This window comes from Porphyrobacter sp. THAI-01a (genome assembly GCF_056868655.1).
Genome location: NZ_CP180579.1, coordinates 2,028,436 through 2,045,604, shown reverse-complemented (window position 1 = coordinate 2,045,604; position 17,169 = coordinate 2,028,436). Strand labels below are relative to the sequence as shown.

At 69.8% G+C, this 17,169-nt stretch carries 19 protein-coding genes and 1 tRNA gene; 13 read left to right on the top strand and 7 right to left on the bottom strand.

Going from position 1 to position 17,169, the window contains the following annotated elements; all coding sequences use genetic code 11:
• Nucleotides 1-10: 10 nt before the first annotated feature.
• Both ACMX37_RS09955 and ACMX37_RS09950 read right to left on the bottom strand, forming a co-directional pair.
• Nucleotides 11-1,015 (bottom strand): XdhC family protein, encoded by a 1,005-nt coding sequence (locus tag ACMX37_RS09955; protein WP_483145772.1) that lies wholly within the window; start codon nt 1,013-1,015, stop codon nt 11-13.
• 110 nt (nt 1,016-1,125) lie between these two features.
• Nucleotides 1,126-1,202 (bottom strand) — tRNA-Pro (locus ACMX37_RS09950).
• A gap of 198 nt (nt 1,203-1,400) precedes the next feature.
• Between ACMX37_RS09950 and yajC the strand changes: the two genes are divergently transcribed.
• From yajC to secF, 3 genes are all read left to right on the top strand, one after another.
• The gene (yajC, locus tag ACMX37_RS09945) at nt 1,401-1,730 is read left to right on the top strand and encodes a preprotein translocase subunit YajC (RefSeq protein ID WP_088913888.1); all 330 of its coding nucleotides are present in this window, start codon (nt 1,401-1,403) and stop codon (nt 1,728-1,730) included.
• A gap of 62 nt (nt 1,731-1,792) precedes the next feature.
• The gene (gene secD / locus ACMX37_RS09940; RefSeq protein WP_483145771.1) at nt 1,793-3,391 is read left to right on the top strand and encodes a protein translocase subunit SecD; all 1,599 of its coding nucleotides are present in this window, start codon (nt 1,793-1,795) and stop codon (nt 3,389-3,391) included.
• Nucleotides 3,392-3,404: 13 nt separating this feature from the next.
• A complete protein-coding gene (gene secF, locus ACMX37_RS09935) occupies nt 3,405-4,382 on the top strand; it encodes a protein translocase subunit SecF (RefSeq protein ID WP_483145770.1) in 978 nt (325 codons plus the stop codon).
• A 118-nt stretch (nt 4,383-4,500) separates the two neighbouring features.
• Here secF and ACMX37_RS09930 read toward each other — a convergent pair whose 3' ends face one another.
• Complete coding sequence (locus tag ACMX37_RS09930) at nt 4,501-5,682, bottom strand: glycosyltransferase (protein WP_483145769.1); 1,182 nt, start codon at nt 5,680-5,682, stop codon at nt 4,501-4,503.
• A gap of 24 nt (nt 5,683-5,706) precedes the next feature.
• A complete protein-coding gene (locus ACMX37_RS09925; protein ID WP_483145768.1) occupies nt 5,707-6,285 on the bottom strand; it encodes a helix-turn-helix domain-containing protein in 579 nt (192 codons plus the stop codon).
• 126 nt (nt 6,286-6,411) lie between these two features.
• Here ACMX37_RS09925 and ACMX37_RS09920 point away from each other — a divergent pair, with 126 nt between their 5' ends.
• Nucleotides 6,412-6,894, top strand: a complete 483-nt coding sequence (locus ACMX37_RS09920) for a DUF6456 domain-containing protein (RefSeq protein WP_483145767.1) — start codon at nt 6,412-6,414, stop codon at nt 6,892-6,894.
• On the opposite strand, the gene ACMX37_RS09915 is transcribed toward ACMX37_RS09920, so the two are convergent.
• Complete coding sequence (locus tag ACMX37_RS09915; RefSeq protein WP_483145766.1) at nt 6,887-7,486, bottom strand: uracil-DNA glycosylase family protein; 600 nt, start codon at nt 7,484-7,486, stop codon at nt 6,887-6,889. The two genes, ACMX37_RS09920 and ACMX37_RS09915, sit on opposite strands and share 8 nt — an antisense overlap.
• Complete coding sequence (locus ACMX37_RS09910) at nt 7,483-9,318, bottom strand: ABC-F family ATP-binding cassette domain-containing protein (protein WP_483145765.1); 1,836 nt, start codon at nt 9,316-9,318, stop codon at nt 7,483-7,485. Before ACMX37_RS09910 ends, ACMX37_RS09915 begins: the two co-directional genes overlap by 4 nt.
• Before the next feature lie 119 nt (nt 9,319-9,437).
• Between ACMX37_RS09910 and ACMX37_RS09905 the strand changes: the two genes are divergently transcribed.
• The 8 genes from ACMX37_RS09905 to ACMX37_RS09870 all read left to right on the top strand — a co-directional run bounded on the left by ACMX37_RS09905 (nt 9,438) and on the right by ACMX37_RS09870 (nt 15,766).
• Nucleotides 9,438-10,187, top strand: coding sequence for an SIMPL domain-containing protein (locus ACMX37_RS09905; RefSeq protein ID WP_483145764.1), 750 nt, complete (start codon nt 9,438-9,440; stop codon nt 10,185-10,187).
• A 47-nt stretch (nt 10,188-10,234) separates the two neighbouring features.
• Nucleotides 10,235-10,543 (top strand): PepSY domain-containing protein, encoded by a 309-nt coding sequence (locus ACMX37_RS09900; RefSeq protein WP_483145763.1) that lies wholly within the window; start codon nt 10,235-10,237, stop codon nt 10,541-10,543.
• A gap of 121 nt (nt 10,544-10,664) precedes the next feature.
• Nucleotides 10,665-11,342, top strand: a complete 678-nt coding sequence (locus ACMX37_RS09895; protein WP_088913897.1) for a response regulator transcription factor — start codon at nt 10,665-10,667, stop codon at nt 11,340-11,342.
• Entirely contained in the window at nt 11,293-12,807 is a 1,515-nt protein-coding gene (locus ACMX37_RS09890; RefSeq protein WP_483145762.1) for a sensor histidine kinase, read from the top strand. The genes ACMX37_RS09895 and ACMX37_RS09890 overlap by 50 nt, the downstream gene beginning before the upstream one ends.
• A gap of 92 nt (nt 12,808-12,899) precedes the next feature.
• Complete coding sequence (locus tag ACMX37_RS09885; protein ID WP_483145761.1) at nt 12,900-13,517, top strand: sigma-70 family RNA polymerase sigma factor; 618 nt, start codon at nt 12,900-12,902, stop codon at nt 13,515-13,517.
• Nucleotides 13,514-14,482 carry a hypothetical protein gene (locus ACMX37_RS09880; protein WP_483145760.1) on the top strand — a complete coding sequence of 323 codons (969 nt, stop codon included), beginning with the start codon at nt 13,514-13,516 and terminating at the stop codon, nt 14,480-14,482. The genes ACMX37_RS09885 and ACMX37_RS09880 overlap by 4 nt, the downstream gene beginning before the upstream one ends.
• 124 nt (nt 14,483-14,606) lie before the next feature.
• Entirely contained in the window at nt 14,607-15,161 is a 555-nt protein-coding gene (locus ACMX37_RS09875; protein WP_483145759.1) for a hypothetical protein, read from the top strand.
• Between the two features lie 233 nt (nt 15,162-15,394).
• Nucleotides 15,395-15,766 carry a hypothetical protein gene (locus ACMX37_RS09870; RefSeq protein ID WP_483145758.1) on the top strand — a complete coding sequence of 124 codons (372 nt, stop codon included), beginning with the start codon at nt 15,395-15,397 and terminating at the stop codon, nt 15,764-15,766.
• A gap of 6 nt (nt 15,767-15,772) precedes the next feature.
• Here ACMX37_RS09870 and ACMX37_RS09865 read toward each other — a convergent pair whose 3' ends face one another.
• A complete protein-coding gene (locus ACMX37_RS09865; RefSeq protein ID WP_483145757.1) occupies nt 15,773-16,081 on the bottom strand; it encodes a chorismate mutase in 309 nt (102 codons plus the stop codon).
• 69 nt (nt 16,082-16,150) lie between these two features.
• On the opposite strand from ACMX37_RS09865, the gene ACMX37_RS09860 reads away from it, so the two are divergent.
• Entirely contained in the window at nt 16,151-17,161 is a 1,011-nt protein-coding gene (locus ACMX37_RS09860; RefSeq protein WP_483145756.1) for a polyprenyl synthetase family protein, read from the top strand.
• Nucleotides 17,162-17,169: the final 8 nt, after the last annotated feature.

Below are 17,169 nucleotides of genomic sequence, written 5' to 3'. Positions count from 1 at the left end.
AGGCGATCGCCTACCTCGACACCGCCGACAGGGGCGTGCTGCTCGACATCGACACGCCCGCCGACCTCGCCGTCGTGACCGCCGCGTGGAAGGCCTGCGCGACCTCGGCGACGACCGACAGCGCAACCTCGCGCGGGGCCTTCCCGAAGCCATAGAGCCCGATCGGTGCGCGCAGCCGCGCGATCTGCGCCTCGCTCACGCCCTGGGCGCGCAGCCGCGCGATCCGGCCCTCGAGCCGCGCCCGCGCGCCGATCGCACCGACGTGGAAGGCCTCGCTGCACAAGGCGGCGGCAAGCCCGCGTTCGTCGTCCTCGCGGTCGTGCGAGAGCACCGCGATCGCCGTCCAGCGGTCGATCCCGATCGCCGCCAGCGCGGCTGCCGGATCGCCGCGATGATAGGCGATGCCGGGGAGGGGCGCTGTCTCCGGCCCGCCCGGGGTGACGAGCGCCACCTGCCAGCCCATTGCCTGCGCCAGCGCAGCGGCCGTGAGCGTCGCGCCGTCCTCGCCGATCAGCACGAGACGCAGCGGGGGCGCGAACAGGCGGGTGTAGCGCGTGCCGTCCCAGGCATCGGCGGCCGCCTCGTCTGGGGCTTCGGCGCGGCGGGTGACGCCATCGCTTGACCAGAGCACCGCGCGGCGCGCGTGCCAGCCATCGAGCAGCGCCGCGACCGCCGGTTCCGCCGCCGCGACCGGCTCCACCAGCACAGAAATCCCCGATCCGCAGGCGAGCCGGATGTCGATCCACGGACTGCCCTCGCCATAGCGCAGCAGGCTCGGCGCGCCCTCGGCGAGGGCTTCGCGGGCATGGCGGGCGACATCGTCCTCGATGCACCCGCCCGAGAGGAAGCCCCAGTGTTCGCTGTCGGTAACGAGCATCTGCGCGCCGACATCGCGCGGTGCCGAACCGTCGACCGCCACCAGCGTCGCGATGGCGAAGCGGTCCGGCAGCACGGGCGCAGCCAGCAGCGCCTCGCGCATGTCGTCGACGGGAGCGGCAAGACGCCAGCGGCTCATGGGACGGGCACGGCTTTCGTGAGAGGCGAAGACCCGCAGCCTACCGCGCGCGCCGCCGCCGCGCAATCGCGGCGCCGCGCATTGGAGCTGTGACAGAGGGGGGAAACCACTGGTCGGGACGAGAGGATTCGAACCTCCGACCCCCACACCCCCAGTGTGATGCGCTACCAGGCTGCGCTACGTCCCGACACCAGTGGAGCGGCGCCTATAGGGCGGCAGGTTGGGGCTGGCAAGCGGGTTTGGGCCGGGACGGGGTGTGGCCGGTTCACAACGCTCTCGGGCACCATGATTGCGGCTTCCTTGCATTGCTGCTAGGCGCGCCCACTTGGACGCAAGGGGCGCACGCCTCGCACGATATTCACGGGATCCGACAGGCTTAACACGCATGACAATCGACCTTCTCGCCGCCGCCGGAGCGGGCGCCGCCGCTGCCCCGCCCGCCTGGATCAGCTTCCTGCCGATCATCGGCATGATCGCGATCTTCTGGTTCCTGATCATCCGCCCGCAAATGAAGCGGCAGAAGGAGCACCAGCAGAAGATCGCCGCCGTCAAGAAGGGCGACCAGGTCGTCACCGCGGGCGGGCTGGTGGGCAAGGTCGTCAAGGTCGACGACACCTATGCCGAGCTCGAACTCGGCCCCAATGTCCGCGTCAAGGCGATCAAGGCGACGCTCGGCGACATCATCCCGCCCGGCGGCTCGCCCGCCAACGACTGATCCGGCCGCCGGCCCCGCCTGCGCGCCTCACCCCTTTCCTTTGCGTGTGAGACCCTGACGCAATGCTCGACTTTCCCCTATGGAAAAAGCTCAGCCTGTGGGCGCTGACGCTGGCGGCCTCGCTGCTGGCGCTGCCCTCGCTGTTCAATGTCTCGGGGCTGGACTGGCCTTCGGCGCTGCCTGACCCGCAGGTCAATCTCGGGCTCGACCTTGCCGGCGGTTCGCACCTGCTGCTCGAGGCGAAGGCTAGCGACGTGCGCGCCCAGCGGCTCGAGAACATGGAGGAGACCGTCCGCCAGCTGATGCGCAACGCCAAGCCGCGCATCCGCATCGGCGATGTCTCGACCGCGGGCGGGCAGCTGTCCTTCATCCTCGAGAACGCCGCCGACATCGACCGTGCGCGCGGGCTGATCGAGCCGGCGATGCAGGGCGCGACCACGGTGCGCGAGTGGGAGCTCAACGTCGTCGACGGCCAGCGCATGGTGCTCAGCCAGACCGATGCGGGCGTCAACCAGGCGATCGACGATGCAATGGCGAGCGCGACCGAGGTGGTGCGCCGCCGCATCGACGAACTCGGCACGCGCGAGCCGACCATCATCCGCCAGGGCGACACCCGCATCGTGGTGCAGGTGCCGGGGCTTCAGGACCCCGAGGCGCTCAAGGCGCTCGTCGGCCAGACGGCGCAGCTCGAATTCAAGCTGGTCGATCTCAACGCCCTGCCGAGCAACGTGCAGGCGGGGATCGCGCCGGCGGGCAGCGAGATCTTCCCCTTCGCGCCGGGCACGCCCGAACAGGGCAGCTTCCTCGCGGTGCGCCGCCTCGGCGGGATCCGCGGCGAGAACCTCACCGGCGCGCAGGCCGGGGTCAATCCGCAGACCAACCAGAACATCGTCAACATCACTTTCGACGCGCAGGGCGGGGCCAAGTTCGCCAAGCTGACGACCGAGAACGTCAACAAGCCCTTCGCGATCATCCTCGACGGGCAGGTGCTCTCGGCGCCCAACATCAACGAGCCGATCATCGGCGGCAGCGCGCAGATCTCGGGCAGCTTCACGCCCGAAAGCGCCAACAACCTCGCGATCGCGCTGCGTTCGGGTGCGCTGCCGGTGCCGCTGGCGGTGGTCGAGGAACGCACCGTCGGGCCGGACCTCGGGGCGGATTCGATCAGGAAGGGCCTGATCGCGATGGGCATCGGCAGCCTCGCGGTGATCGCGCTGATGATGGCGACCTATGGCCGCTTCGGGGTCTATGCCACCGTGGCGCTGGTGTTCAACGTGCTGATGCTGCTGGGGATCATGGCACTCGGCGGCTTCACCCTGACCCTGCCCGGGATCGCCGGCTTCGTCATCACCATCGGCGCGGCGGTCGACGCCAACGTGCTCATCAACGAGCGCATCCGCGAGGAGCGGGCGCGGGGACGCAAGGTCGTCGCCGCGGTCGAGACCGGCTACAAGGAAGCCAGCCGCGCGATCTTCGACGCGAACCTCACCAACGTCATCTCGGGCGTGGCGCTGTTCGCCTTCGGCTCGGGGCCGGTCAAGGGCTTCGCGGTGGTGCTGATCATCGGCATCGTCACCTCGGTCTTCACCGGCGTGACCCTGACCCGCATGTTCGTCGCCGGGTGGCTGCGCAAGGCGCGCCCCAACGACATCACGATTTGAGGAGCGCGGACGCATGAAACTCCTGAAGCTCGTCCCCGACAACACCAACATCAAGTTCCTCAAGCTGCGCGTGCCGTTCTTCGTGCTCAGCCTCGTGCTGATCCTCGGCAGCTGGGCGGCGGTGGCGGTCAACGGCCTCAACTTCGGCGTCGATTTCGCCGGGGGGCAGGAAGTGCGCATGACCTTCGAGGAGCGCGAGACCGCGCCGATCCCGAGCCTGCGCGAGCTCGTCGGCGGGCTCGGGTACGGCGAGCCGGTGGTGCAGGAATTCGGCGCGCCCAACCAGGTCTCGATCCGCGTGCCCCTGCCTGAGGGGGCCGAGGACACGCCGGGCGCGGCGACCGCAATCGGCGACAAGGTGATCGCCAGCATCGCCGCCGAATATCCCGACGCTCGGAAGGACGGCAACGACACCGTCTCGGGCAAGGTCGCGGGCGAGTTCCGCAACTCCGCGATCCTCGCGCTGCTGGCGGCGATGGCGGCGGTCTCGATCTACATCTGGGTGCGCTTCGAATGGCAGTTCGGCGTCGGCGCGATGTTCGCGCTGGTGCACGACGTGTCGGTGACGCTCGGCCTGTTCGCGCTGACGCAGATGGAGTTCAGCCTCCAGATCGTCGCCGCGATCCTCGCCATCATCGGCTATTCGCTCAACGACACCATCGTCGTCTACGACCGCATCCGCGAGAACCTCAAGAAATACCGCAAGATGGAGATGGGCGCGCTGCTCGACCTGTCGGTCAACGAGACGCTCGCGCGCACGGTGATGACCTCGCTGACGCTGTTCGTGGCGCTGATCCCGCTGCTGATCTTCGGCCCGCCGAGCCTGTTCGGCATGGTCGCGGCGATCACCGTGGGCCTGTTCATCGGGACCTATTCCTCGATCTACATGGCCGGCCCGCTGCTGATCTGGATGGGGGTGACCTCGAACAGCTTCGTGCCGACCGAGAGCGCCGCCGACCGGCAGGAAAAGATCGCCCGCGGGGAAGCTTAGCTTTCGGGTTCGCTGACGCGAACCGCAGACCCCCCGCCCCGCCTCCCCACCCGGCCACCATAACATAGTGGTACTATTGGTGGCCGGGCGGGGAGGCGGGGCGGGGGTCTGTCCGCCGTCAGGCGGCCGACAAAAGCTCGTAATGCGCCGCGAGCTGGGCGGCGTTGGCCTCCCAGCTGAAATGCTCGGTCAGCGCCGCCACCGCCTCGCGCGGGGGCGGGTCGGCGAGGATCGCGTTGACCGCCGCCGCCACCGCCGCCGGATCGCGCGGGACCAGCCGCCCGGCGGTGTCGCAGGAAATCAGCTCGCGCGCCCCGCCGACATCGGTGGTGACCACCGGCGTCCCGCAGGCGAGCGCCTCTACCCAGGCATTGGCGAGCCCCTCGCTCACCGTCGGCAGCACCATCACGTCGGCCGCCGAGAGGATCAGCGGCATCAGGTCGTGATCGATCGACCCGGCGAAGAACACCCGCTCTCCCATCCCCTCGCGCGCGGCGAGGGCGCGCAGGCGGGCCTCGTCCTCGCCCTTGCCGACCAGCACCAGCCGCGCCTCCGGCACCGCCTTCAGCGCGGCGATGGCGATGTCCTGGCCCTTGCGCTCGATCAGCGCCCCGACGCAGGCGAGGAGCGGCACCCTGTGGGGCAGGGCAAAGCCCAGCTCCTCGGAGAGCTGGCGGCGCAGCTGCGGATGGGCGAAGGGGCGGAAGCGGTCGCGGTCGAGCCCGGTGTAGTGGACCGTGATCTTGCCCGCATCCATCCCCATCGCCGCCATCTGTCCGGCCAGATCGCGGCTCACCGCCAGCAGCCCCGTCGCCGCGCGCGCCGCATCGAGCATCTGTTCGCGGGCGAAATCCTGCTCCCCCCAGAAGGCGATGTCGCTCCCGCGCGCCTTGATCGAGAGCGGCAGGCCCGTCGCCCGCGCGATGGCGGCGGCGGCGGGGCCATCGGGGAAGAAGAACTGCGCGTCGAGCACGTCGACCGGCGCTGCGGCATGGATGCGCTGCACCAGCGGCAGCACGGCGCGCGCGATGGCGGCGGCGTTGCGGCGCGCGCCGATGCGCGGGATCAGGGTGAATCGCGGGCGGTGGATGGTGATGCCGCCTTCCTCGGCCAACTCGGGCAGGGTGGCGAGCGGGCGGTAGCGCCCCAGCGCGAGCGGGGGCAGGCCGATGGGGCTCACCACCGTCACCCGCCAGTCGCCGCGCTTTGCCAGCGCCTCCAGCGAGCGCGCTACGAAGGTGCCGAACCGCGGGTTCACCGGGTTGGGATAGAGCGTCGAGATGGCAAGGACGTGTTTCACCTGGGGCGTCCTAGCACGGGTGGCTTAAAGCGTCCTCACCAGCATGAAGGCGACCGCCACCCATGCCGGATCGTCGACCACCACCTGCTTCTGCCCCGCGCCCGGCGGCAGCAGGCCGACCAGCGAGCCCTTGCGGTCGATCAGCCGCCCGAAGGCGAAGCGCCCGCCCGGGCGCGGCACGAGGCAATCGCGGTTGATCGCTGCAGCCGTGTCCGCCGGATCGAGCCGCCGCAGCCACACGAGATCGCCCGGACGGTATTCCCCGACGCTGGCGGTGACTTCGAGCACGAGCGGTGCGGGGCCGTCCTGCAGCCCGAGCGCGTTCGGGAGCAGCGCCTCGCGCGGGGCGGTGAGGGCTTCCGGCCCGCCCGCGCCCAACTGGGCGACGACCTGCGCGGGCGCGCCGCTTTCGGCCCGCATCAGGCTGGCAGGCTCGACCTCGAGCGCGGCGGCAATGCGGTTCATCCATCCGAGCGAGAGCTGGCGCATTCCCGTCTCGAGCCGCCCGATGGTCTGGGCGGTGGTCGGCGGCGTGCAGGCGGCGGCGAGATCGGCGAGGGTAAGGCCCTTGGCCTTGCGGATGTCGCGGATGCGGTTGGTCATGACACGCCCTCATGTAGCGAAGCGATAGGGCAACTAAAAGCTGCTCCTTTAACCGAATTGGTTTTCTCTTTCCTACAGATGCGCCTGATTGGCAAGCCCTGCGCCGCAACAAGCGGAGGAACAGCCATGACTCGCCATCTCGCCGAACGCGAACTCACCCCCGAAGGCCCGCGCCGCCGTCCCGCCGCGCCCGGCGGACTGCGCCGCTCGCGCTCGGTGACGGTCAACCTCGCCGAAAGCCCGCTCGCCTGGCTGCATGCACGCGGGCACCTCTCCGACCGGCTCCACGACGCGGGCGAGGCCCTGCGCGCCGACTACGAGCGCGCGCAGCTGCCCGCCAGCGTCACGATGCGCTGGGACCCGGTGCGGGTGAAGGGCACGGGCGAGCGCGGTCTCGCCCCGACCGAGAAGCAGATCGCCGCGCGCCAGCGGTTCGACGGGGCGATCAAGGCGGCGGGCAAGGGGCTGGAGGACATCCTGTGGCGCGTCGTCTGCGCCGGCGAGGCGCTGCCCGATGCCGAAAAGAGCCTCGGCTGGCCGGCGCGCAGCGGCAAGCTGGTCCTGCGGATCGCGCTCGAGCGGGTGGCGGAATTCTACCGCATCACCTGAGCCTCTGCGCGATCATGGCACGCAGCATCGGCAGCACCTCGGCCTCGAACCAGGGGTGCTTCGCCATGAACAGCCGGGAGCGCCAGGCCGGGTGGGGGAGGGCGACGAAGGGCAGGTCCTTGCCGAACCGCGCGACCCGCTCCGCGAGCGAGAGGCGCTTCAGGTGCGGCAGATAGCGCGCCTGCGCATGGATGCCGACCAGCAGGGTCAGCCGGTCCTCGGGCAGCACCTCCAGCACCGCATCGTGCCACTGCGGCGCGCATTCCCGGCGCGGCGGCATGTCGCCCCCGCTTGCCTTGCCCGGATAGCAGAAACCCATCGGCATCTGCGCGACCTTGGCCGCGTCGTAGAAGGTCGGCTTGTCGATCCCGAGCCATCCGCGCAGCCGGTCGCCGCTGTCGTCGTCCCACGGAATGCCGCTCGCATGGACCTTGCTGCCCGGCGCCTGCCCGATGATGAGGATGCGCGCGGTGGCGGAAAAGCGGGCGACGGGACGGGGGCCCGCTGGCAGGTGCGCGGCGCACAGGGTGCAGGCGGCGATGCGGCGCCTCAGGTCCTCGACGTGATCGTGCCCCGGTGCGGGGGCGCTCACCCCTCGACCATTTCCGCGAGCATCAGCCAGCGTTCCTCCGCCGCGTCCTTCTCGGCCCGGGCGTTGGCGATCCCCTGGCTGATCGTCGCGAACTTCTTCGGGTCCTTCGCGTAGAGGTCAGGGTCGGCCAGCAGCGCCTCGCCTTTCGCGATGGCGGCTTCGAGTTCCTCGATCCGCTTGGGCAGGATTTCGTAATCGCGCTGGTCCTTGTAGGACAGTTTCACGCTGGCCGAGGGGGGCTTGTCGTTGCCGCTCCGTGCCGCAGTCGTTGCGTGGTCGTCGCGCGGTCGTTGCGGGGTCTTCGCCGTGCCGGGTGCAGGCCGTCGCCGCGCTTCCCAGTCGGCATAGCCGCCCGCCACGATATCCACCTTGCCGGACCCGTCGAGGCCGAGCGTGATCGTCACGGTGCGGTCGAGGAAGTCGCGGTCGTGGCTGACGATCAGCACGGTGCCCTCGAAATCGGCGATGACTTCCTGAAGCAGATCAAGGGTTTCGAGGTCGAGGTCGTTGGTCGGCTCGTCGAGCACGAGGAGATTGGCGGTGCGCGCGAACTCGCGGGCGAGCAGCAGGCGCGAGCGTTCGCCGCCCGACAGGATGCCGACCTTGGTATCGACGAGGCCGGGATCGAACAGGAAGTCCTTGAGATAGGCCTGGACGTGCTTCCTGACCCCCCGCACGTCGATCCAGTCGCCCCCCTGGGCAAGGATCTGGCGGACGGTCGCGCCCGGTTCGAGGATCTTCCTCTGCTGGTCGATCATCACGCCCGAAAGCGTGCGGGCATGGGTGACGCTGCCGGTGTCGGATTCGAGCTCTTTCGTGAGCAATTTCAGCAAGGTGGTCTTGCCGGCGCCGTTCGCGCCGACGATCCCGATGCGGTCGCCGTTCTGGATCCTGAGGGAGAACGGCTTGATGATTGCGCGCTCGCCGTAAGTTTTTGAAATATTGTCGGCGACGATCACGGACTTGGACTTGAAGTCGTCGTCCGAGGCAAGCTTGAGCTTGGCCGTCCCCGCGCCCGAGATCATCGCCGCCCGCACGGCGCGCATCTGGTGGAGCTTCTCGAGCCTGCCCTGGTTGCGCTTGCGCCTTGCGGTAACCCCGCGTTCGAGCCAGTGCGCCTCGATTTTCAGTTTGGCATCAAGGCGTTCCGCCGCACGGGCCTCCTCGGCATAGACCTGTTCTTCCCACGCCTCGTAGCCGCCGAAGCCGATCTCCTTGCGGCGCAAGGTGCCCCGGTCGAGCCACAGGGTCGCCCGCGTCAGGCGGGTCAGAAAGGTGCGGTCGTGGGAGATGGTGATGAAGGCCCCGCGGTAGCGCGAGAGCCAGTCCTCCAGCCAGTCGATCGCGCCGAGGTCGAGGTGGTTGGTGGGCTCGTCAAGCAGCAGCAGGTCGGGTTCCTGCGCCAGCGCGCGGGCGATGGCGGCGCGCCGCTTCTCGCCGCCGCTGGCGGTGGCGGCAGGGCGGCTCATGTCGATGCCGAGCTGGCCGGCGATGGCCTCCACCTCGTGCACGGCGGGTGCATCCTCGCCTCCGATGGCGAACTCCATGAGCGTGGAAAAGGGCGTGAAATCAGGTTCCTGTTCGAGGAACACGATCCGCGTTCCCGGCTTGACCCGGCGCTGCCCGCGATCCGCCTCGATCCGCCCGGTGATGAGCCGCAGGAGCGTCGTCTTGCCAGCCCCGTTCCTCCCGATCAGCGCCAGCCGGTCGCCGGGGAGCACGTGGAGATCGATCGGGGCGGCGCCCGTCGTCGGGGTCGGGCCGCCGAACAGCCAGCGCCCGCCCTGTTGCAAGGCGAGGCCCTCGAACGAGAAGATGGGTGGTTGCGCCATGGTGCGCAGCCCCTAGGGACTGGGCTGGCCGGCGGCAAGCCTGCTGCCGCGATCCGGTTCAGTCGCGCGAAAGGCCGTCCGGTCCAAGGGCGCGGCGAACCGAAGAAGGATGCTGCACCATGATCAAGCCCGCCCTCGCTCTCGCTGCCGCCTCGTCGCTGGCCCTGCCCGCCGCGGCGGTGGCCGCGCCGCAGGTCACCATCGCCCCCGCAGGGCCAGTGGTCGAACTCAACGTGTTCGAGAGCGTCGAGGTCGCGCCGGACACCGCCACGATCGGTGCGGGCGTCACCACCGAGGCGCCCACCGCGACCGCGGCGCTGCGCCAGAATTCGGAAGAAATGCAGAAGGTTGTCGCGCGCATCAAGGCGCTCGGCATCGCCGAGCGTGACATCCAGACGACCGGCATCAACCTCAATGCCCGCTACGATTACGACCAGCAGACCCAGCGCCAGGTGTTCCGCGGCTATCAGGCGGCGAACCGGGTCAGCGTGGTGCTGCGCAAGATCGACGATACCGGCCGGGTGCTCGATGCGCTGGTCGAGGCGGGGGCGACCGACCTCAGCGGTCCGAGCTTCGGCATCGACAATGACGAGCCGGCCAAGGCCGAGGCGCGCAAGCGCGCCTTGGCGCGTGCCGCCGGGCAGGCCGAGGCCTATGCCGCGATGCTCGGCTATGACGGCGTCAGGGTGCTCGCGATCAGCGAGAGCATGGGGGGTAGCGGGCCGATGCCCGAGATGACGATGGTCAAGCGTTCGTTCGACGTCGCCGCCGCACCGCCGCCGGTGCAGCCCGGGCTGGTGGCGGCGGGGATCAGCGTCACCGTCACCTACGAACTGGTCGGGAAGGGCGGCGCTGCAACCCCGCGCTGAACCATTCACGGCTTGTTCAATGGACACAGCCTAGGCATGATCGTGTCATGAAATTCCGTCCCGCCCTGATATCCGGCCTTTTTGCCGCCGCCGTCCTCGCCGGTTCCCCCGCCGGCGCGCAGGAGCAGGCGCGCGGCGATCAAGGCGAGGCGCGGCGCGAGGCGCAGGCGGGCACGATCATGCGCTCGGGCGAGATCGAGGCGCGCATCCTGCCGACGATGCGCGATGCCGAGTATCTCGGCTTTGCCTATGATTCGACCGCGCGGGCCTATCGTCTGAAGTTCATCAAGGATGGCCGCGTGACCTATGTCGATGTCGATGCCCGCACCGGGCGGATCATCGGCCGCTCGCGCTGACGGCCGGACGCATGGGTAATCGGCGGGGGACAGCAGGGCCGGGCGCGCGAGGGGTTCGCTTGACGCCCCCGCGCCAAAAGCGCACCACGCGGCCCATCATCACGCAGGAAATTGGTGGATCATGCGCATTCTGATCGTCGAAGACGAACCCACTCTCGGCGCCCAGCTCAAGGCGACTCTTGAAGGGCAGGGCTATGCGGTCGACCTTTCGACCGATGGCGAGGACGGGCACTTCATGGGCTCGACCGAGGATTACGACGCGGTGGTGCTCGACCTCGGCCTGCCCGAGATCGACGGGCTGACCGTGCTCGGCATGTGGCGGCGCGAGGGGCGCACCTTCCCGGTGCTGGTGCTGACCGCGCGCGACAGCTGGTCGGACAAGGTGGCGGGCCTCGATGCAGGGGCGGACGATTATCTCGCCAAGCCCTTCCAGACCGAGGAACTGATCGCCCGCCTGCGCGCGCTGATCCGCCGCGCCTCGGGCAACACCTCGTCCGAACTGACCGCCGGCGACGTGCGCCTCGACACGCGTTCGGGCCGGGTGACGCTGGCCGGCGAGCCGGTGAAGCTCACCGCGCAGGAGTACAAGCTCCTGAGCTACCTCATGCACCACAAGGGCAAGGTGGTAAGCCGCACCGAACTGATCGAGCATATCTATGACCAGGATTTCGACCGGGATTCGAACACCATCGAGGTCTTCGTCACCCGCATCCGCAAGAAGCTCGGCGCAGACGTGATTACGACGATCCGTGGCCTCGGTTACAGCCTCGACGACCCCGCCGACCAGCCGCGCGCCTGAGGCGCCGGCAGCCGGCGGCGATGGCGCATCGGCCTTGCCTGCGGGCGGGGCCGTGATCGTGCCGGAAGAGAGCGTCCCGCCGCCGCCCGCCGCAAGGCCCCGCGCCAGTCTCGCCCGGCGCATGACGCTGATCGCGGCCGGGTGGATCTCGGTGCTCCTGCTGGGCGGCGGCATCGCGCTCGAACGCACCCTGACCACGCAGGTCGAAGCCAATTTCGACGAGCAGCTCGACTACATCCTCACCGCCATGATCTCCGCCGCCGAGATCGACGCCTTCGGCGAAGTGCAGTTCTACCGCACGCTCGGCGACCAGCGGTTTCTCGAGCCGGGCAGCGGGCTCTACTGGCAGGTCAGCGGCGTCGGTCATGATCCCTGGCCCTCGCGCAGCCTTTGGGACCGGACGCTGCGCCTTCAGGGTGTCGAGGCCGGGGGCGACCATTTCGACAGCGACGTGCATTTCTACAATTCCGACCAGTTCCCCGGCGAGCCGCTGCGGATCGCCGAGCGGACCATCATCCTGCCGGGGAGCGAGACGCGCTGGACCTTCGCGGTCGCCAGCGCCACCGAGCAGATGGACACGCAGATCGGGCGCGTGCGGCTGATCCTGATCTGGAGCTTCGCCATCCTCGGCCTTGGCCTCCTGCTGATGGCGGTGATGCAGGTGCGCTACGGCCTCTCACCGCTGAGACGGGTGCGCGCGGCGATCCAGAACCTGCGCACCACGGGCGCGAACCGCATCACCGAACCCCTGCCGCTGGAAGTGCAGCCGCTGGTGGAGGAACTGAACGCACTGCTCGAACACTCCGAGAAGCAGGCCGAGGAAGCGCGCCGCCATGCGGGCAATCTGGCCCATGCCTTGAAGACCCCGCTGACCGTGCTCACCAACGCCGCCACCGCCCGCGCGCCGGATCTCGGCGATGCGGTGATGCGCGAGACGCGCACGATGCAGCGTCATGTCGACCACCACCTCGCCCGCGCCCGCGCGGTCGGTCGCCGGGCGGTGGGTCATGCGCGCACCAATGTCATGGCGAGCGCCGAGGCGGTGAGGCGCGCGGTCGAGCGGCTCTATCCGCAAGGCCGCCTCGACATCGCCGGTGACAGGTCTGCGACGGTTGCGCTGGAGCGGCAGGACCTCGACGAGCTGCTCGGCAACCTGATCGAGAACGCCGCGAAATATGGCGGCGGCAGCGTGTTCGTCACCATCGACCCCGACGAGGACGAGACCCCGCGCGATCCGAAGATGTGCCTTATCTGGGTCGAGGATGACGGCGCCGGCATTCCCGAGGCCGAGCGCGTCCGCATCTTCGACCGCGGGGTGAGGCTCGACACCGACAAGCCCGGCACCGGCCTGGGCCTTGCGATCGTGCGCGACGTGGCGGAAATCTACGGCGGCAGCGTCACTCTGCGCGAGAGCGAGGACCTGGGCGGCCTGCTGGTTGAACTGCGCCTGCCGCGCGCGGACTGAATTTCGCGCGCGTCCGCCGCGAAGGGTTTGGGCAGGCGCGGCGTTGGGGCAGCGACAGACTGACGCAAACGGGGCCATTTGCGCGAGACGAGATGACCGCAGGCAATGAGCCTTCCTTCCATGCACCGCGCGTCGCCGGCCCCGGCGACGATGCGGTGCTGGCAGCGCGGCTGGCGGCCCGCGACCCCGCGGCGCTGCGCGACCTCATCGCGCGGCATGCGGGCGCGCTTCACCGCACCGCCTTCCGGATGACGGGCGACGCGCATGAGGCGGAGGACATCGTGCAGGAGGCCTGCCTCAGGCTTTGGGATCAGGCCCCGGCAATTGCCGCGCGCCATCCGGTCGGCAGCCAAGCGGCGGGCACCCTGCGGCTCGGCGGGTGGTTGCAGCGAGTGGTGACGAACCTCGCCATCGACCGCCTGCGCCGGTCGCGGCGGCTGTCGGACGGGGAAGTGCCCGACCGAGAGGACGAGGCGCCGCTTGCCGACACGCTGATCGAGGCGGACGAGCGCGAGGGGCTGGCCCGCCGTCTCGTGCTGTCGCTGCCCGACCGCCAGCGCGCGGCGATCGTGCTGACCTACTACGAGGAATTGTCCAATGCCGAGGCGGCAGAGGCGATGGAGATGAACATCAAGGCCTTCGAATCCCTGCTGCATCGCGCCCGCGCGGCGCTGCGGCAGGCCTTCGCGGCGCAAGGAGGCACGCCATGAGCGTGAACGATCAGGACGAGGGCGCGCCGATCCGTTCCGGCAGCCCGCTCGCGCGGGCGCTCGACGGCTACGCGCCGCCGCCGCTGCCGCCCGGCTTTGCCGAGCGCGTGCTGGCGGCTGCCGAGGCGCGTCCGGCGCCGTTGCCCGATCTGCGCCGTCCTGCACGCGGCGGGCGGGGCTGGCGGATGGGCCGGCGCATCGCGATCGGCCTCGCCAGCTTCGGCGCCCTCGCCACGGCGGCGGCGGCGACGGGCCTGCTCGGGAGGCTCGACCTTCCCGTGCCCACCGCGGGCAAGGTCTGGGCGAGCCTGACCGGCACGGCCGCCGCCGCGCCGGCGCCCGCGCCGTCGACGCCGCGCCCCGCTGCTGCCGATCCCGTCACCCCGGCCCCCGTCGCAATCGTCGGCCCGATCGACACGCCCGAGGAACTCGGCGAGGCTTTCCGCCGCATTGACGAGGTGCGCAAGGGCCGCCGCGAGGAGCGGGGCCAGATCATCGACCAGCGCATCGCCAGCGAGATCGAGCGCCGCCGCGCCGCAGGCCTGCCCGTACCGACCGCGGAACAGGAGGCTCGCCTGCGCCAGCGGATCGAGGACGCCCGCACGCGCCGCGAACAGGCTTTCGACGAACGCGTGAAGCTGCGCCGCGAGGAAATGGAACGCCGGGTCGAGAGCGGGGAGGCCCTCACCCGCGAGGACATCCTGCGGCCGCTGCGCGAGGACAGTCAGACGCACCAACGCCGCGAGCGGATCGAACGCCTGCGCCGGATGCCGCCCGAGGAACGCCGCCGCGCCTTGCAGCAGGTCTCTCCCGAGGAGCGCCGCGCCCTGATCGAGGAATGGCGCCAGCGTCGTGCCGAACGCCTGCGCGGTGCGGCGCCCACTGCTGCCGAACCCGATCAGGCCACCGACCTGCACCAATCCGGCACGGCACCCGACGAACCCGGCGGTGTCCCGGAGAACTGAGCGAAAAAGCGCACCCGGCGCGAAGGGTCATCGCCCCCGCCACGTTTCCTCCATGTCACCGGCGGCATCACCCCCTTGCCTGCCGAAGAACCCGCAAACCCATGATTGCACGGAGGATTATGCCATGTTCAAGACCCGCCTGATGCTCGCCTCGCTGACCGCCCTGGCCTTCGCCGCGCCTCTTGCCGCGCAGGAACAGAGCCCCACGAAGACTTACGAAGGTCCCAACGTCAGCGCCGTCCGGACCACCACCGTCAACCCCGACACCGGCACCGCCACGCGGGACCGCAGCGTGACCAGCACCGCCACCGTAAACACCGCCACCACCAGCGCGGTGCGCCAGCGAACCGAAACGGGCGCCACCCTCGATGTCGTTCAGACCGGCCCGCGCGGCAATTCGCGAAGCTTCGCCGGCGAGCGCACGCGGACCGAGAACGGGTCGACCTTCGAAGGCACCACCATGGATGCGAGGGGGCAGAGCTATGGTGTTGCAGGCAGCCGCAGCCGCGACGGCCAGGGCAACTCGCAGGCGAGCCAGAACGTCACCAATCCGGCTGGCGAGGTGATCGGCTCGCGCAGCCGTGCCACCACCCGGGCCAATCGCCAGGTGAACAGCTCCGTCTCGCGCAGTCGCGCCCAAGGCACCCGCCCGCCGCGTGTGCGCCGCCCGCGCGGCTGACACGCAGATCCGGCGTGCCGCTCTGGCAGGCCTTGCGCCCCGCAGGCCTGCCACCCCGATGGAGCGCGCGCAGGCAGCGAGAGCGAGGCGGTCTGGTGGAACGCCTCGTCTCCTGCACGGGGGCACGCTTGCTCGGCAACGGGCCCGCGTGCCCCCGCTCGGCATCTCCGGTTCACCCGCGGTTCACAGCTGGCAAGCCACTGAAAAAGCATCGCATGCGGGAGGTCCGGGACATGGCGACGGCAAAGTGCAGCATGATCATTGCGGCGCTCGCAATGACCGGCTGCGCCAGTCCCGACCCGCAAGCGGGCCAGCGCACCGTCTTCAACAATCCCTATGCGGTGCCGGTTCTCGACCGCACCGGTATCGGCCCGCAATGCGACGAGGAACTGGGCCGCGACGCCACGTGTCTCGGTGCGCCGCTTGGCTATGACGGGCGCGGGCGGCGCATCCTGCTGGGCAATGGAGAGACCGACCGCCTGACCCGCAACCAGGCTCGGATACTGCGCGAGCGCGCCGAACTGCTCGAAAGCTTGCGCGATCAGGCCGCGCCGCCGCCTCCGCCCACTTTTCCGCCCAGCGAGCCGCAGGACGAGACGCCCTGACGCGCCTCAGCCCGCCTGCGCGCGCTCGTGATGGCGGATCACTTCGTCGATGATGAACCGCAGGAACTTCTCGGAGAATTCGGGGTCGAGATCGGCCTCTTCCGACAGCTTCCTCAGCCGCGCGATCTGGCGGGCCTCGCGGTCGGGATCGGCAGGGGGAAGGGTGGCCTTCGCCTTGTATGCGCCAACGGCCTGCGTGATCCGGAACCGCTCGGCGAGCATGTGGATCAGCGCCGCATCGATGTTGTCGATGCTCTTGCGGAAGGCCGCGAGCACCGGATCGGGTGCGCCGGAGTGTTGCGGATCGTGCGCCATGGCGCGCAGGATTAGCAGCAATTCTGCGCTTGCCAAGCACGCTGGGGCCGCCCTAGAGCCTTGGCCAGCATGAGTGCCGACATCATTCCCCTGCCGCGCAAGGCACCGACACTCGATCCCATGCTGTCGCTCACGGCAGCGGGCATGAACTCGGTCAACGCCGTCATCCTCGAGAGGATGCAGAGCGAGATCCCGCTCATCCCGCGCCTCGCCGGGCACCTCATTTCGGGCGGCGGAAAGCGGCTGCGGCCGATGCTGACGCTCGCGGGCGCGGAACTGGTCGGCTACAAGGGCACGCGTCACCACAAGCTGGCCGCGGCCGTCGAGTTCATCCACACCGCCACGCTGCTCCACGACGACGTGGTCGACGGCAGCGAACTGCGGCGCGGCAAGGCGGCGGCCAACATCATCTTCGGCAATCCCGCGACCGTGCTGGTCGGCGATTTCCTGTTTTCCCGCGCCTTCGAACTGATGACCGAGGACGGGTCCCTGCGCGTCCTCTCGATCCTCAGCCGCGCGAGCGCGGTGATCGCCGAAGGGGAGGTCTCGCAGCTCTCCGCCCAGCGCCAGATCACCACGAGCGAGGAACAATACCTCCACATCATCGGCGCCAAGACCGCCGCCCTGTTCGCCGCCGCCAGCCAGATCAGCGCGGTGGTGGCGGAATGCTCAGAGGAGCAGGAGCGCGCGCTCGAGGCCTACGGGCGCAATCTCGGGGTCGCCTTCCAGTTGGTCGACGATGCGATCGACTACGATTCCGATGCCGCCGAGATGGGCAAGGACCAGGGCGACGATTTCCGCGAGGGCAAGATGACCCTGCCGGTGATCCTCGCCTATGCCCGCGGCACCGAGGACGAACGCCGGTTCTGGAGGGACGCGATCCTCGGCCACCGCACCTCCGACGCGGACCTCGCCCATGCGATCGGGCTGATCGGCCGGCACAACGCGGTCGAGGACACCCGCGAACGGGCACGCCATTTCGCGCACCGCGCCATCGACGCGATCTCGATCTTCCCCGACGGCAAGGCCCGTGCGGCGATGGCCGAAGCCGCGCAATTCGCGGTCGCGCGGGGGCATTGAGCAGGCTA

Coding starts and splice junctions, on each gene's coding strand:
- ACMX37_RS09920 (WP_483145767.1), top strand. CDS start 6,412: ATGACTCGCCATCTCGCCGAACGCGAACTCACCCCCGAAGGCCCGCGC.
- ACMX37_RS09880 (WP_483145760.1), top strand. CDS start 13,514: ATGAGCGTGAACGATCAGGACGAGGGCGCGCCGATCCGTTCCGGCAGC.
- ACMX37_RS09910 (WP_483145765.1), bottom strand. CDS start 9,318: ATGGCGCAACCACCCATCTTCTCGTTCGAGGGCCTCGCCTTGCAACAG.
- ACMX37_RS09870 (WP_483145758.1), top strand. CDS start 15,395: ATGGCGACGGCAAAGTGCAGCATGATCATTGCGGCGCTCGCAATGACC.
- secD (WP_483145771.1), top strand. CDS start 1,793: ATGCTCGACTTTCCCCTATGGAAAAAGCTCAGCCTGTGGGCGCTGACG.
- ACMX37_RS09905 (WP_483145764.1), top strand. CDS start 9,438: ATGATCAAGCCCGCCCTCGCTCTCGCTGCCGCCTCGTCGCTGGCCCTG.
- secF (WP_483145770.1), top strand. CDS start 3,405: ATGAAACTCCTGAAGCTCGTCCCCGACAACACCAACATCAAGTTCCTC.
- ACMX37_RS09900 (WP_483145763.1), top strand. CDS start 10,235: ATGAAATTCCGTCCCGCCCTGATATCCGGCCTTTTTGCCGCCGCCGTC.
- ACMX37_RS09865 (WP_483145757.1), bottom strand. CDS start 16,081: ATGGCGCACGATCCGCAACACTCCGGCGCACCCGATCCGGTGCTCGCG.
- ACMX37_RS09860 (WP_483145756.1), top strand. CDS start 16,151: ATGAGTGCCGACATCATTCCCCTGCCGCGCAAGGCACCGACACTCGAT.
- ACMX37_RS09895 (WP_088913897.1), top strand. CDS start 10,665: ATGCGCATTCTGATCGTCGAAGACGAACCCACTCTCGGCGCCCAGCTC.
- ACMX37_RS09885 (WP_483145761.1), top strand. CDS start 12,900: ATGACCGCAGGCAATGAGCCTTCCTTCCATGCACCGCGCGTCGCCGGC.
- yajC (WP_088913888.1), top strand. CDS start 1,401: ATGACAATCGACCTTCTCGCCGCCGCCGGAGCGGGCGCCGCCGCTGCC.
- ACMX37_RS09875 (WP_483145759.1), top strand. CDS start 14,607: ATGTTCAAGACCCGCCTGATGCTCGCCTCGCTGACCGCCCTGGCCTTC.
- ACMX37_RS09925 (WP_483145768.1), bottom strand. CDS start 6,285: ATGACCAACCGCATCCGCGACATCCGCAAGGCCAAGGGCCTTACCCTC.
- ACMX37_RS09955 (WP_483145772.1), bottom strand. CDS start 1,015: ATGAGCCGCTGGCGTCTTGCCGCTCCCGTCGACGACATGCGCGAGGCG.